Here is a 15,006-nt window from a genome sequence, read left to right on the forward strand (position 1 = left end):
TGCGGGCCGAAAGATCGAACGTCTCGTGCTTCGGCGGGTGAATGATGTCACCCTACCGCCGCTGCGCGATCCCTCACCGGCGCAACCGAATCTTCCATCGCACGAAGCCGGCGTAGAACAGCGACAAGGCGGCCAGCATGCCCATGTCGAGCAGCCAGATCTTCGGCGCGTGTTGCCAGAACCGATCCTGGGACAGCAGCGAATCGGGCACCAGGTGGCGCAGATCCACCGTCGAGGATGCCGCGGCATAGCCCCAGCGCGCCGGCATCGCCCAGGACAACTGGTTCAAGCCGAGCCGACCGGTCACCGGCACCATCCCGCCGCACAGCACCAGCTGGGCCATCACCGTCACCACGAACAGCGGCATGATCTGCTCGCTGGAGCGCACCAACGACGAAATCGCCAGTCCGAGAATGGCCGAGGCGATACACGTGGCCGCGACGGTGGCGAACAGCTCGAAGGTGGCCCCGACGGTCGAGTGGCCGAACAACACCCCGCCGCGCGTCGGGGCGCTCTTGCCGATCACCACGATTGCCGTGACGATCGCCGACTGCAGTATCGCGAAACCGCAGAACACCGCGGTCTTGGCGAGCAGGTAGGCGGTGGTCGACAACCCGACCGCCTGCTCGCGCTGAAAGATGGGGCGTTCGCCGACTAGATCGCGAATTGTCAAGGCGGTGCCCATGAATGCCGCCGCCGGCATCAGCAATGCCAGTATCTGGGCGGCTTCGTCGGGTGTGCCCGCATTCGGTGCGGGGACATGAAAGCCGTTGTTGCCCGGCACCGTCAGCGACAGCGAGCCGAGGATGAAGGGCAGCAACGCGAGGAAGACGAAATAGGCGCGGTCGGCGATCACCAGGCGGACCTGCCGGCGGGCGATGGTGGAGATCTGGCGCCGCACGCTGGTGTGAACCGGTTCACCGAGGCCGCTCGGCTCGTCGGTCTTGTCCGGCAGGTGCCTCTGGGGCCGCTTTTGCGCCTCGTTCTGTTCCAGGAAGCGGCGGTTGGCTTCGTCGGGGTCGGCGCCGACCTGGGTGAAGATCTTCGCCCAGTTGGTGGTGCCCATCGCCCCACCGATCTGGTCGGGCGCGCCGCAGTAGGCGGTCTTGCCGCCGGGAGCCATGAGCAATACCTGGTCACACACGTCGAGGTAGGACAGCGAGTGCGTCACCACCAGCACGACCCGACCGGCATCGGCCAACTGGCGCAGCATCGTCATGACCTGCAAATCCAGGGCGGGATCCAGACCCGACGTCGGCTCGTCGAGGATCAGCAATGACGGCCCGGTCAGCAGCTCGAGCGCCACCGAGGCGCGTTTGCGCTGTCCCCCGGACAGCTTCTCCACGCGGGTATCGGCGTGCTTGGTCAGGTCGAGTTCGTCGAGCACCTGGGCGACGACCTTGGCGCGGTCGGCTTTGCTGGTGTCCGGTGGCAGCCGCAGCTCTGCGGCATAGCCCAGCGCCTGGTTGATGGTCAGCTGGCGATGCACCACGTCGTCCTGCGGGACCATGCCGATCCTGCTGCGCAGGGATGCGTACTCGGCGTGAATGTCGTGGGCCTCGAAGGTGACTGAGCCCGAGGTCGGTGTGGTGTAACCGGCGATGAGCCGGGCCAGGGTGCTCTTTCCGGCGCCCGAGCCGCCGATCACGGCGGTCAGTGTGCCGGGGCACGCGGTCAACGAGATGTCGTCCAGCAGTTGTTTGCCGTCGTCGACGACGTATTTGACGTTACGCACCTCGAGTCCGCCGGTGCGGGCGGTTGCGCCGCCGTGTTCGGTCAGGGTGCCGTCGCGAAACACCAGGTCGACGTTGCCGATGGTGACGATGTCGTCCTCGGACAGGATGGCGGACCCGACCCGGGTGCCGTTGACGAACGTTCCGTTGACGCTGTTGTCCCGGATCTCGGTGCCCAATTGGGTGGGCACCAAGCTGGCGTGCTGGCGTGACGCCAGGACATCGGAGACCACGATGTCGTTCTCGGGGGCGCGGCCGATCGTCATCGCGCCTGCCGTGCCGGCGGCCGACGACGCGCGCGGCGAGAGCAATTTCACAAAGCGCGTCGCCAGGTTCGACACGTCGGCCGTCTTGGTGTCGATCACGGTGAATTCCGCCGCAGGTGTGGCGGACGGCCGCGGCGGTGCCTTGATCTCGCCCGCGCCGGGCGGTGTGACGTGCAACCTTGCCGGCGAGCTTGGGTCGATGACGGTCAGTTCCTCTAGTGGCGGGCCTCCGGGCGGCGGTGTGGGTGGCACGCGGGGCGGTGGCGCCTGTCGCGGCGGTCCCGCCGGCTGCCGGGGTGGCACGGGGCGCGACGGCGCACCCTGCCCACCGCCGCGCGCCGGGCTCCTGTCCGGGGCGCCTTGCCGCGCCTGCGGGCGCTGCGGTGGCCGCGTCGGATTGGTTTGCTCAGCCAGCGCCGACCAGGCCAGGGTCGGCGGGCCGGAGTCGTGGCTTGGCCGCGTGCGGGGCGGCAGGCCGGCATGGCCGGTCTGCGGTCCGATCGCGAAGGTCAGGCGCGGACCGTGGGGGTTTCCGACGTGAAGGCTTTGGCCGTCATGGATATCGACCACCGGCATCCGGTAACCGTTGAGGTAGGTCCCGTTCAGCGAGCCGTTGTCGATTGCCAGCCAACGGCCTTGATCGAACCGCAGGATCAGATGCGCGCGCGAGATGCGCGGATCGGCGATGCGCACATCGGCCTGCACGTCGCGACCGACGACCACCTCGTGGCCGGCCGCGAAGGATCGTTGGGACCCGTCATGCCGAATTGTCAGGATGGGCGGGGCGGGTCTTGTCACTATTCAAGTATCGGCCCGAGTTGACAGTGCTCTGTATTGGACCCGGCTGTGACTTCGCTTTGTTTCTGCGCCGCGACTCATAGCGCATTCATAGCCTGCTGCGACGAATCGCCCACTGCTGTGCGGCATTATTCGATCGGGAGGCTGCAATCTTCGATTGTGTCCGTGCGTGCCGAGCACAGTGTCGTATCGGCAGACTGCAAGACGGAATAGAGGGCCCAATCGCGATGCGCAGCCCGTGGTGTGCGATCCGCATCACACGCGGGCGACACCCGGGCGGTGCCGGGACACGAGGGGGCGAGGCGTTGACGAACGAGCACAAGGGGACCACCCGGCGCATCGGCGCCGGGCGGCAGCTGCTGAGCAATCCGCGACAAGCCGGTGGGGCGTTGCGCGCCGGTTTTCACTCGTTGCCGGCCATGCCCATCGGTCAGCTGTTCCGCCGCATACCGCGCGTCGATTCGGCACCGAACGCGGAACCCATGGTGGCACAACAGAGAAACGAGTCCTCTGCGGCGCGCCTGGCGGTATCTAACGGCGCGTCGTTCGCCGGCTACACGATTCTGCGGCAGCTTGGCGCCGGCGGAATGGCCGAGGTCTATCTCGCGCTGCATCCCAGGCTGCCCCGCCGTGACGTGATCAAGGTGCTCGCCGAGGCGGTGACCGCCGACCCCGAGTTCCGCGACAGATTCAATCGGGAGGCCGATCTCGCGGCGACGCTGTGGCACCCCCACATCGTCGGTGTGCACGACCGGGGCGAATTCAACGGGCATCTGTGGATTTCGATGGACTACGTCGAGGGCACCGATGCCTCGCGGCTGGTCAAGGAGAACTACGCGGAGGGGATGCCGACCCGCGAGGTGTGCGCCATCGTGCAAGCGGTCGCGGGCGCGCTGGACTACGCGCACGATCGCGGCCTGCTGCATCGCGACGTCAAGCCCGCCAACATACTGCTCACCCATCCCGAAGAGGGAGAGCGTCGAATCCTGTTGGCGGACTTCGGTGTGGCACGTCACCTCGGGGATATCAGCGGGATCACCGAAACCAACGTCGCGGTGGGCACGGTGGCGTATGCCGCGCCCGAGCAGCTGACGGGTTCTCCCATCGACGGCCGGGCAGACCAATATGCTTTGGCCGCAACGGCTTTCCATCTTCTCACCGGAGCACCTCCGTTTCAGCATTCGAACCCGATCGCGGTGATCAGTCAGCACCTGCACGGGGATCCGCCGCGGCTCAGCGATTTCCGGCCCGACCTGGCGGCGCTCGACGAGGTGTTTCTTCGGGCCCTCGCCAAACGGCCCGAGGAGCGGTTCGAGCGCTGCCGCGCGTTCGCCACCGCCGTCCGCGAGTCACTAAATGGCGGCGCCGAACTCGGTGGCGGGGCCGGGGCCCGTGCCGCCGTCTCGTCGCCGCATCGCCGGCGCGGGCCGGGCGGCGCCGTCGTCGGCCTGGCCCAACGGTTTTCGTCGAAGGCCCGGTGGGCGGCCGCGCTGGTGTGCGCGGTGCTCATCGCCGTCGCGGCGACCTGGTCGATCCTCTACTCCGTGCAGCCCGACACGCGCCCGGCCAACCCCGCGCTCGCGTCGAAACCCTCCGTCCCGGCCCCGAGCGCCGCACCGGCCCCCGGCGGGCCGGTGCGCGGACCGGTGCTCAACGGGACTTACCGGCTGGACTACGACCAGACCAAGCGCACCACCAATGGCGTCTCGATCCGGCACGGCGGGGCCGCCACCAGCTGGTGGGCCTTCCGGTCGGTATGCACAACCGACGGATGTGCGGCCACCGGCACCCAGCTGGACGACGCCACCCACCAACTCGTCGACACCACCGACGGCGGGCAGAGCGACACCCTGCGCTTCGTCGGCGGCTACTGGCAGGGCACTCCGACCCAGCGGCGGGTGGGCTGCACCCCGCCCAATGGCCCGGTCGCGGCCACCCAGCAGGAAACCATCGGGTGGTCGCTGGCGCCGCAGGCCGACGGCACGCTGCGCGGCACCTTGACCGAGACCGTGCTGAGCAATGAGTGCGGCGCCCAGGGTGCGGTGGTGCGGGTGCCCGTGGTGGCCACCCGGACCGGCCAGACGCCCGCCAAGGTCACGTTGAGCGACCCCAACCAGGCGATCAATGCCTCGACCACCGCATCCGCCCCGGCGCCGCCGGTGCTCGGCGGGCCGTGCGGCGACGTCGGCAAGGTCGCCTACGACCCGACCAACAGCGAGGAGATCGTCTGCGAGGGCAGCAGCTGGGCCAAGGCGCCGATCACGATGGGGGCGCACGCCGCCGGCAGCTCGTGTGACCGGCCGGGCACGCCGGTGTTCGCCATGAGCACGTCCAGCGACGGCTACCTGCTGCAATGCGATCCGATCACCCGGACCTGGACGCGGCCGGCGGGGTAGTTTCCCGGGTACCACCAGGCGAGCCCCGAATCCGCTACCGCGACCAGCTCGCCGACACTTGTCGGTGATCGGTTCTACCCTGGTGCCATGGCGTTCGCCACGGAGCACCCCGTAGTAGCGCATTCGGAGTATCGCGCTGTCGACGACGTCGTGCGCGTCGGCGGCGACTTCGAGGTCGTCAGCCCGCACGATCCCGCCGGGGACCAGCCGGCCGCCATCGAGGAGCTGGAACGCCGGATCAAGGCGGGGGAGCGCGATGTCGTGCTGCTCGGCGCTACCGGTACCGGGAAGTCGGCCACCACCGCGTGGCTCATCGAGCGACTGCAGCGGCCCACCCTGGTGATGGCGCCCAACAAGACGCTGGCCGCCCAGCTGGCCAACGAGCTGCGAGAAATGTTGCCGCACAACGCGGTTGAATATTTCGTCTCGTACTACGACTACTACCAGCCCGAGGCGTACATCGCGCAGACCGACACCTACATCGAGAAGGACAGCTCGATCAACGACGACGTCGAGCGGCTACGGCATTCAGCGACGTCGTCGCTGCTGTCGCGCCGGGACGTGGTCGTGGTGGCGTCGGTGTCGTGCATCTACGGCCTGGGCACACCGCAGTCGTACCTGGACCGCTCGGTCGAGGTGCGGGTGGGCGCCGAGGTGCCGCGGGATGCGCTGCTGCGGCTGCTGGTCGACGTCCAGTACACCCGCAACGACCTGTCGTTCACCCGCGGCTCCTTCCGGGTGCGCGGCGACACTGTCGAGATCATCCCGTCCTATGAAGAGCTGGCGGTGCGCATCGAGTTCTTCGGCGACGAGATCGAGGCGCTGTACTACCTGCACCCTCTGACGGGCGACGTGATCCGGCAGGTCGATTCGCTGCGGATCTTCCCGGCCACCCACTACGTCGCCGGCCCGGAGCGGATGGCGATGGCGATCTCGACGATCGAAGCGGAGCTGGCCGAACGGCTCGCCGAGTTGGAGGGGCAGGGCAAGCTGCTCGAGGCGCAGCGGTTGCGGATGCGCACCAACTACGACATCGAGATGATGCGCCAGGTCGGGTTCTGCTCGGGCATCGAGAACTACTCCCGGCACATCGACGGCCGGGGTCCAGGCTCGCCGCCGGCGACCCTGCTGGATTACTTCCCGGAAGACTTCCTGCTGGTCATCGACGAATCCCACGTCACCGTGCCGCAGATCGGCGGCATGTACGAGGGCGACATGTCGCGCAAACGCAACCTGGTCGAATACGGATTCCGGCTGCCGTCGGCGTGCGATAACCGCCCGCTGACCTGGGAGGAGTTCGCCGACCGGATCGGGCAGACCGTGTACCTGTCGGCCACCCCGGGCCCCTACGAGCTCAGTCAGTCCGCCGGCGAGTTCGTCGAACAGGTGATCCGGCCCACCGGCCTGGTGGACCCGAAGGTGGTGGTCAAGCCGACGAAGGGGCAGATCGACGACCTGATCGGCGAGATCCGGAAGCGCACCGAGGCCGATGAGAGGGTCCTGGTCACGACGCTGACCAAGAAGATGGCCGAGGACCTCACCGACTACCTGCTCGAGATGGGCATTCGGGTGCGCTATCTGCACTCCGAGGTCGACACGCTGCGCCGGGTGGAGCTGCTGCGTCAGCTGCGGCTGGGCGAGTACGACGTGCTGGTCGGCATCAACCTGCTGCGCGAGGGCCTGGACCTGCCCGAAGTGTCGCTGGTGGCGATCCTGGACGCGGACAAGGAGGGCTTCCTGCGCTCGTCGCGCAGCCTGATTCAGACCATCGGCCGCGCCGCCCGCAACGTCTCCGGCGAGGTGCACATGTACGCCGACACCATCACCGATTCGATGAAGGAGGCCATCGACGAGACCGAACGGCGACGGGCGAAGCAGGTCGCGTACAACGAGGAACACGGCATCGACCCGCAACCGCTGCGCAAGAAGATCGCCGACATCCTCGACCAGGTCTACCGCGAGGCCGACGACAGCGAGACGGTGGAGATCGGCGGGTCGGGGCGCAATGCGTCCCGCGGCCGCCGCGCGCAGGGCGAGCCGGGTCGCGCGGTCAGCGCCGGGGTGTTCGAGGGCCGCGATACGGCCAGCATGCCGCGCGCCGAACTGGCCGACCTGATCAAGGACCTCACCGCCCAGATGATGGCCGCGGCCCGTGACCTGCAGTTCGAGCTGGCGGCGCGGTTCCGTGACGAGATCGCGGACCTGAAGAAGGAACTGCGGGGGATGGACGCCGCCGGCTTGAAATGAGTTTGCTGGCAACATATCTGCCGCTCTTGCCGCCGCGAAAGCCCATACGGTAGAGGAGTGACCGACGCGGCGACCATCACCGGAGGCTGGCGTGAGCTGCTGGGCGCGAGGTATCTGAGGACCTCCGTACTGCTGGCCGGCGGGGTAGCGCTGTACGCCACCAACGAGTTCCTGACCACCAGCTTGTTGCCCAACACCATCGCAGAAATCGGCGGCAGCCGGCTCTACGCGTGGGTGACCACCCTGTATCTCGTCGGCTCGGTGGTCGCGGCCACGATGGTCAATCCGATGCTGCTGCGCGTCGGTGCGCGCGCGTCATATCTGCTGGGGCTCGTCGTATTCGGCGTCGCCAGCCTCGTTTGCGCTGCCGCTCCGACCATGCATGTGTTGATTGCTGGCCGGGCCATGCAGGGGGTGGCCGGGGGATTGCTGGCCGGCCTGGGTTATGCGGTCATCAACTCCGCCCTACCCCGCTGGTTGTGGACTCGCGGCTCCGCGCTGGTGTCGGCGATGTGGGGGGTCGCGACGGTGGTCGGCCCCACCACGGGCGGCCTGTTCGCGCAGTTCGGCATCTGGCGGTGGGCGTTTGTCGCGATGGCCGTTCTGACCGGCCTGATGGCCCTGCTGGTCCCGGTGGCGCTGGCCCGCGTCAGCCCGCCGAGCGGCGTCCCCAGGATGAGAGTCCCGGTGTGGTCGCTGCTGATCATCGGGCTGGCCGCGCTGGCCGTCAGCGTCGCGCAGATTCCGCACAACCCCGCCGCGACATATGGGCTGCTCGCGGCCGGCGTCGGCCTGGTCGGCGTGTTCGTGGTCGTCGACTGGCGCATGCACGCGGCCATCCTGCCGCCCAGCGTGTTCACTTCCGGCCCCCTGAAATGGATCTACCTCACCATGGGCGTGCTGATGGGCGCGGCGATGGTGACCACCTACGTGCCGTTGTTCGGACAGCGGCTGGCGCACCTGACGCCGATCGCGGCCGGGTTCCTGGGAGCGGCGCTCGCGGTGGGCTGGACGGTCAGCGAGATCGTCAGCGCCTCGCTGGAGCACCCGCGGACCATCGGGCGGGTGGTTCTCGTGGCCCCGCTGGTGGTGGCGGCGGGACTGGGGCTCGGTGCCGTGGCGCGGCACGGCGACGACTCCGGCTGGACCGCCGCGCTGTGGGCGGTCGCCCTGCTCGTCGCCGGCATCGGGATCGGGATGGCCTGGCCGCACCTGTCGGCCCGCGCGATGGCGTCCGTCGCGGACCCGGTCGAAGGCGGGGCCGCATCCGCGGCGATCAACACCGTCCAGCTGACCTCCGCGGCGATCGGCGCCGGTTTGGCCGGTGTCGTCGTCAACACTGCCACGGGCGGGGACCAGATGGCGGCGCACCTGCTGTTCACGGTGTTCACCGCGTTGAGCGCGGCCGGTGTGGCCGTGTCCTATGCCGCGACGCGCGCCGCCCGGCAGGCCCAGCCGGTCGGCGCCGGAGGCTGAGCTCAGTCCCGCGCTGTGCCGGCCGCGTGGCAAATCACCGCGTGGACTTCACAACCTGCGAGTAGTGGAATTGCCATCGCTCGACGATGCGGAAGCCGAGATAGCCCGGGAATCGGTACGCCGGAGCGCGCCCGAACGCGTTTCCGGGTGGCAGCGATCGCCCGGCTTGATGGTCGGGCAGCGAGTTGTCCTTATTGGTGATGGTCCAGATCGCCGGGCATTTGTTGATTTTGGCGGTCGTCAGCCACACGGCGACGTGCCCGTCCCACAGCGACCCGACCTTGGGGCCGTACGCGCCGCGCTCGACGTCGATCAGCGACCGGAAGGCCGCCGGCCGGGTGGCCAGCAGCGCGCGAATCGGGCCGGGCCGCCACGGCACGGTGTTGTCGACCATCAGGCAATCGCCTGCGGCGGCGTGCGAGCTGATCAGATCGGCGACCTGGCTGTAGTCCCACCCCTCCTTGGCGTACGGCCAACGTTGGACGAACAGGTAGTCGGGGACGGCCGCGGCGACGAAAAGTGCGACAAGACCGGCGATCAGCCACCCCCGGCGCCCGACGGTGACGATGCAGATCGCCAGCACAACGGCCATCGCCGGCGTGGTCAGGATCAGGTAGCGGGGGAAGTACATCGGCTCGCCGACCGCCGAGTAGATGACGACGGCGGCGGTGGGCAATACCACCCAGGCGATGCAGCTGGTCAGCAGGCGAGCGATGTCGCCCGGCGGGGCGGGCGCGCCGGCCAGTCGAGCGGCGACCGCGGCCACCATGATGACCGCACTGAGCACCGCGAACGGAACGCTGTGGTCGAAGTACTGGCGTTGGGTGATGTCGAAGGCGTAGTGCCAGCTGACCGGGAAAAGCCAATTGACCTGGAACGCCTGCCCGTGCGCGAACAGGATGAACGGCGTCATCGCACCCAGCGCGACGGCCGTGCTGGCCGCCCACCAGATCGTTGGAAACCTGCGGGATCCTTTGGCGGCCACCAGCGGCAGCATCGCCGCGTAGACGAGGACAAGCAGGATCAGGTTGAGGCTCAGCAGAATCGACGCCATCAGCGCCACGGCGTAGCCGACCCACAGCCAGGGCCGGCGCCGCCGCACCGCGGCGACGAACATTACCGTCAGCCAGATCGCCGCGGCCACCGACATCGCATACGAGCGGGCCTCGATGCCCGCCCACGTGATGCGCGGCAGGATCGCGAAGACGACTCCGGCGCATACCGCGGTGCCGCGGCTGGGGGTGAACTGCCTGGTCAACACCACGACGCCGGCCGCGGCGACCCCGACCGCCAACGCGCTCGGAACGCGCGACCAGAACTCGGTGGGCGGGAAGATGGCGAACCAACCGTGCATCAGCAGGTAGTAGGCGCCATGGACGGCGTCGATGTGGCCCAGCAACCGCCACAGCTCTGGCAGCGTCCGGCTGGCCGCAGCCGATATCGTCGCGCCCTCGTCGAACCAGAGCGACGGCCGGCAGGCCCAGGCGGCGCTGACGACGGTGGCGAACAGCGCGATCGCCCAGGGATCGAGCAATCTGCCGCGCGCAGGCCCGCACACCGGTTGGGAGCCAACAGCCCCGGCACGCGGTTGCAGAGTGGGCTCGAGGGTGGGCATGGACATGATGCTTGTTACTTTAAGTCGCTGGTCATGCAGTCGGTCACAAAGCGTCCGGCGCATTCGCTATGCGGGTGTTGATTCACGAAAAGCGGCGTAATGCAATGCCTTCCACGCCGGGCGCGTGCAGGTGAATGTTCTGCCATTGTCGATATCCTCCGTTGCCGCAGCCAAAACCCGCAAATTGCGGACGCGCCACGCCGCGTTGTGTCGTTGATCTGTCTCCTCTGTATCGAGCAAACGCGCTACTGTCTTGGGTTGGCTGACCAACCGAAACTGGGAGGGTAAATGGGCGCCTATCGGACTGTGGTGGTAGGAACCGATGGCTCGGACTCGTCGATGCGCGCTGTGGAGAAGGCGGCGCAGATCGCCGGAGAGGACGCCAAGCTGATCGTGGCGTCGGCATATCTGCCCCAACATGAGGACGCCCGGGCGGCCGACGCCCTGCGGGAGGAAAGCTACAAGGTTTCGGGCACCGCACCCATTTACGCGATTCTGCGCGACGCCAAGGACCGTGCCCACGCCGCAGGCGCGAAGAACATCGACGAGCGACCCGTTGTCGGGGCGCCGGTCGATGCGCTGGTGCAGCTCGCCGAGGAGGAGCAGGCCGATCTACTCGTGGTCGGCAACGTCGGCTTGAGCACGATCGCCGGTCGGCTGCTGGGATCGGTGCCGGCCAACGTCTCGCGTCGGGCCAAGACCGACGTGTTGATCGTGCACACCACCACCTAGCACCCCGCTACCAGCCCCGCTCGCGCCATTCGCTCAGGTGGGGGCGCTCGGCGCCCAGCACCGTGTCGTCACCGTGGCCGGGGTAGATGACGGTTGAGTCGTCATACACGTCGAACACCCGGGCGGAGACGTCCTCGATCAGCTGGCTGAAATCACCCGGCTGCCACGTCTTCCCGACGCCGCCGGGGAACAGGCAGTCGCCGGTGAACAGCTGCGTGACCCCGCCGGTCGCGGGGCCGTCGAGCGCCAGCGCGATCGATCCCGGGGTGTGCCCGCGCAGGTGGATGACGTCGAACGTCAGCTCGCCGAGGCGCACGGTGTCACCGCCCGCCAGCAAACGGTCCGGCTTGACCGGCAGCGGGTCCGCGTCGATCTCGTTGGCCGCGGTCGGCGCCCCGGTGGCGGCCGCCACCGCCTCCAGCGCCTGCCAGTGGTCGAAATGCTGGTGGCTGGTCACGATCAGGGACAGCTTCGGCGCGTGCTGCTGGATCAGATCGAGCAGCACGTCCGCGTCGTTGGCGGCGTCGATCAGCAGACTTTCGCCGGTAGCGGAACACGTGACCAGATAGGCATTGTTGTCCATGGGGCCCACCGAGACCTTTAGGATCGTGGCGCCGGGCAGGGTCCGGCGGGCCGCGGTACCGGGCTCAACGTGTCCGGTGTAGTTGTCGTCCACTGCAGTCATACCGGTCACGCTACTGGTCAAAACTCGCTTGTCGGTATGGGCACATAGCATGGAATGCGCCGTGCGCAATTCCGGTTCGGGATGCGCACGGGGCTACCAGGAGGCCACGAGAAGTTGCCGGAAAGTTCTGAGAGGGGCAGCGTTGGCTGACCGTCTGATCGTCAAGGGCGCCCGCGAACACAACCTGCGCGGCGTCGATCTCGACCTGCCCCGCGACGCGCTGATCGTCTTCACCGGGCTGTCGGGTTCGGGAAAATCGTCGCTGGCCTTCGACACGATTTTCGCCGAGGGGCAGCGCCGCTATGTGGAGTCCCTGTCCGCCTACGCCCGCCAGTTCCTGGGCCAGATGGACAAGCCGGACGTGGACTTCATCGAGGGGCTGTCCCCGGCGGTGTCCATCGACCAGAAATCGACCAACCGCAACCCACGCTCGACCGTCGGGACCATCACCGAGGTCTATGACTACCTGCGGCTGCTCTACGCGCGGGCGGGTACGCCGCACTGTCCGATCTGCGGCGAGCGGATCGCCCGCCAGACCCCGCAGCAAATCGTCGACCAGGTGCTGGCGATGCCGGAGGGCACCCGATTCCTGGTGCTCGCCCCGGTGGTACGCACCCGCAAGGGCGAGTTCGCCGACCTCTTCGAGAAGCTCAACGCCCAGGGCTACAGCCGGGTGCGCGTCGACGGCGTCGTGCACCCGTTGACCGATCCGCCGAAGCTGAAGAAACAGGAGAAGCACGACATCGAGGTGGTGGTGGACCGCCTGACCGTCAAGGCGTCCGCCAAGCAGCGGCTCACCGATTCGGTGGAGACCGCGCTGAACCTGGCCGACGGCATCGTCGTGCTCGAGTTCGTCGACCACGAACACGACGCGCACAACCGGGAGCAGCGGTTCTCCGAGAAGCTGGCCTGCCCCAACGGGCACGCCCTGGCGGTCGACGACCTGGAACCGCGGTCGTTCTCGTTCAACTCGCCCTATGGCGCCTGCCCCGAGTGCAGCGGCCTGGGCATCCGCAAGGAGGTCGACCCGGACCTGGTGGTGCCCGACCCCGAGCGCACCCTGGCCGAGGGCGCGGTGGCGCCGTGGTCCAACGGCCACACCGCGGAGTACTTCATTCGCATGATGGCCGGGCTGGGCGACGAGCTGGGTTTCGACGTCGACACCCCGTGGCGCAAGCTGCCGGCCAAGGCCCGCAAGGCGATTCTCGAGGGCTCCGACCACCAGGTGCACGTGCGATACCGCAACCGGTATGGGCGCACCCGGTCCTACTACGCGGATTTCGAAGGCGTGCTGGCTTTCCTGCAACGCAAGATGGCCCAGACCGAGTCCGAGCAGATGAAGGAGCGCTACGAGGGCTTCATGCGTGACGTGCCCTGCCCGGAGTGCGACGGCACCCGGCTCAAGCCGGAGATCCTGGCGGTCACGCTGACCGCGGGGGACCGGGGCGCGAAGTCCATCGCCGAGGTCTGCGAACTGTCGATCTCGGACTGCGCGGAATTTTTGAACCGGCTCACCCTCGGCCATCGCGAGAAGGCGATCGCCGGGCAGGTGCTCAAGGAAATCCAGTCGCGGCTGGGGTTTTTGCTCGACGTCGGGCTGGAGTATCTGTCGCTGTCGCGCGCCGCGGCCACACTGTCCGGTGGTGAGGCACAACGCATTCGGCTGGCAACCCAGATCGGGTCCGGTCTGGTCGGCGTGCTGTACGTGCTCGACGAACCGTCCATCGGGCTGCATCAGCGCGACAACCGTCGGCTCATCGAAACCCTCACGCGGCTAAGGGGTTTGGGCAACACGCTGATCGTCGTCGAGCACGACGAGGACACCATCGCGCACGCCGACTGGATCGTCGACATCGGCCCGCGCGCCGGCGAGCACGGCGGCGAGATCGTGCACAGCGGCACCTACAGCGAGCTGCTGGCGAACGACGATTCGATCACCGGCGCCTACCTGTCCGGCAAGGAACGCATCGAGATGCCCGCCAAGCGGCGCGCGGTGGACCGCAAGCGTCAGCTGACCGTCGTCGGCGCCCGCGAGCACAACCTGCGCGGCATCGACGTCTCGTTCCCGCTCGGCGTGCTCACCTCGGTCACCGGGGTGTCCGGATCCGGCAAATCCACGCTCGTCAACGACATTCTGGCCGCGGTGCTGGCCAACCGGCTCAACGGCGCCCGCCAGGTCCCCGGCCGGCACACCCGGGTCACCGGGCTGGACCACCTGGACAAGCTGGTGCGGGTGGATCAGTCACCGATCGGTCGGACGCCGCGGTCCAACCCGGCCACCTACACCGGGGTGTTCGACAAGATCCGCACCCTGTTCGCCGCCACCACCGAAGCCAAAGTCCGTGGCTACCAACCGGGCCGGTTCTCGTTCAACGTCAAGGGCGGCCGCTGCGAGGCGTGCACCGGCGACGGCACCATCAAGATCGAGATGAACTTCCTGCCCGACGTGTACGTGCCCTGCGAGGTCTGTCATGGCGCTCGATACAACCGGGAAACGCTGGAGGTGCACTACAAGGGCAAGACCATCTCCGAAGTGCTCGACATGTCCATCGAGGAGGCCGCGGAGTTCTTCGAGCCGATCACCGGCATCCACCGCTATCTGCGCACCCTGGTCGACGTCGGGCTGGGATACGTGCGGCTCGGCCAGCCCGCGCCCACGCTGTCCGGCGGTGAGGCGCAGCGCGTCAAGCTGGCCGCGGAACTGCAGAAGCGCTCGACCGGGCGTACCGTGTACATCCTCGACGAGCCCACCACGGGCCTGCATTTCGACGACATCCGCAAGCTGCTGAAGGTCATCAACGGCCTTGTCGACAAAGGCAATACGGTCATCGTCATCGAGCACAACCTGGACGTGATCAAGACCTCGGACTGGATCGTGGACATGGGACCGGAAGGCGGCGCCGAGGGCGGAACCGTTGTCGCGGAAGGAACCCCGGAGGACGTCGCGGCCGTGCCCGAAAGCTATACCGGGAAATTCCTCGCGGAGGTGATCGGGCGTACCCCCGCGTCATCCGGTGCGCCGCCACGATCGAACAGGCGTCGCAAAGTCACCGCCTGA

The 15,006-nt window shown here is 68.0% G+C and carries 8 protein-coding genes; 5 read left to right on the forward strand and 3 right to left on the reverse strand.

Annotated features, from left to right (window positions below; genetic code table 11):
• Nucleotides 1-73 precede the first annotated feature (73 nt).
• Complete coding sequence (locus AC5Y7E_RS12600; protein ID WP_499949501.1) at nt 74-2,800, reverse strand: ATP-binding cassette domain-containing protein; 2,727 nt, start codon at nt 2,798-2,800, stop codon at nt 74-76.
• A gap of 416 nt (nt 2,801-3,216) precedes the next feature.
• Between AC5Y7E_RS12600 and AC5Y7E_RS12605 the strand changes: the two genes are divergently transcribed.
• From AC5Y7E_RS12605 to AC5Y7E_RS12615, 3 genes are all read left to right on the forward strand, one after another.
• Nucleotides 3,217-5,193 carry a serine/threonine-protein kinase gene (locus tag AC5Y7E_RS12605; RefSeq protein WP_499949503.1) on the forward strand — a complete coding sequence of 659 codons (1,977 nt, stop codon included), beginning with the start codon at nt 3,217-3,219 and terminating at the stop codon, nt 5,191-5,193.
• An 87-nt stretch (nt 5,194-5,280) separates the two neighbouring features.
• Nucleotides 5,281-7,440 carry an excinuclease ABC subunit UvrB gene (uvrB, locus tag AC5Y7E_RS12610; protein WP_499949211.1) on the forward strand — a complete coding sequence of 720 codons (2,160 nt, stop codon included), beginning with the start codon at nt 5,281-5,283 and terminating at the stop codon, nt 7,438-7,440.
• A 57-nt stretch (nt 7,441-7,497) separates the two neighbouring features.
• A complete protein-coding gene (locus AC5Y7E_RS12615; RefSeq protein WP_499949212.1) occupies nt 7,498-8,916 on the forward strand; it encodes an MFS transporter in 1,419 nt (472 codons plus the stop codon).
• A gap of 34 nt (nt 8,917-8,950) precedes the next feature.
• Here the strand turns inward: AC5Y7E_RS12615 and AC5Y7E_RS12620 are convergent, their stop codons facing one another.
• Nucleotides 8,951-10,537, reverse strand: a complete 1,587-nt coding sequence (locus AC5Y7E_RS12620) for a mannosyltransferase (protein ID WP_499949214.1) — start codon at nt 10,535-10,537, stop codon at nt 8,951-8,953.
• A gap of 282 nt (nt 10,538-10,819) precedes the next feature.
• On the opposite strand from AC5Y7E_RS12620, the gene AC5Y7E_RS12625 reads away from it, so the two are divergent.
• Nucleotides 10,820-11,263: a universal stress protein gene (locus AC5Y7E_RS12625; protein ID WP_499921818.1), complete on the forward strand. Its 444-nt coding sequence runs from the start codon at nt 10,820-10,822 to the stop codon at nt 11,261-11,263.
• 7 nt (nt 11,264-11,270) lie between these two features.
• Here AC5Y7E_RS12625 and AC5Y7E_RS12630 read toward each other — a convergent pair whose 3' ends face one another.
• Nucleotides 11,271-11,948 carry an MBL fold metallo-hydrolase gene (locus tag AC5Y7E_RS12630; protein ID WP_499949215.1) on the reverse strand — a complete coding sequence of 226 codons (678 nt, stop codon included), beginning with the start codon at nt 11,946-11,948 and terminating at the stop codon, nt 11,271-11,273.
• 142 nt (nt 11,949-12,090) lie between these two features.
• Between AC5Y7E_RS12630 and uvrA the strand changes: the two genes are divergently transcribed.
• Nucleotides 12,091-15,006, forward strand: a complete 2,916-nt coding sequence (gene uvrA / locus AC5Y7E_RS12635; protein ID WP_499949216.1) for an excinuclease ABC subunit UvrA — start codon at nt 12,091-12,093, stop codon at nt 15,004-15,006.

The organism is Mycobacterium sp. NGS17 (genome assembly GCF_059813205.1).

Excerpts from the sequence above, each read along its gene's own strand:
- AC5Y7E_RS12620 (WP_499949214.1), bottom strand. The coding sequence starts at position 10,537 with ATGTCCATGCCCACCCTCGAGCCCACTCTGCAACCGCGTGCCGGGGCT.
- uvrB (WP_499949211.1), top strand. The coding sequence starts at position 5,281 with ATGGCGTTCGCCACGGAGCACCCCGTAGTAGCGCATTCGGAGTATCGC.
- AC5Y7E_RS12625 (WP_499921818.1), top strand. The coding sequence starts at position 10,820 with ATGGGCGCCTATCGGACTGTGGTGGTAGGAACCGATGGCTCGGACTCG.
- AC5Y7E_RS12630 (WP_499949215.1), bottom strand. The coding sequence starts at position 11,948 with ATGACTGCAGTGGACGACAACTACACCGGACACGTTGAGCCCGGTACC.
- AC5Y7E_RS12605 (WP_499949503.1), top strand. The coding sequence starts at position 3,217 with ATGCCCATCGGTCAGCTGTTCCGCCGCATACCGCGCGTCGATTCGGCA.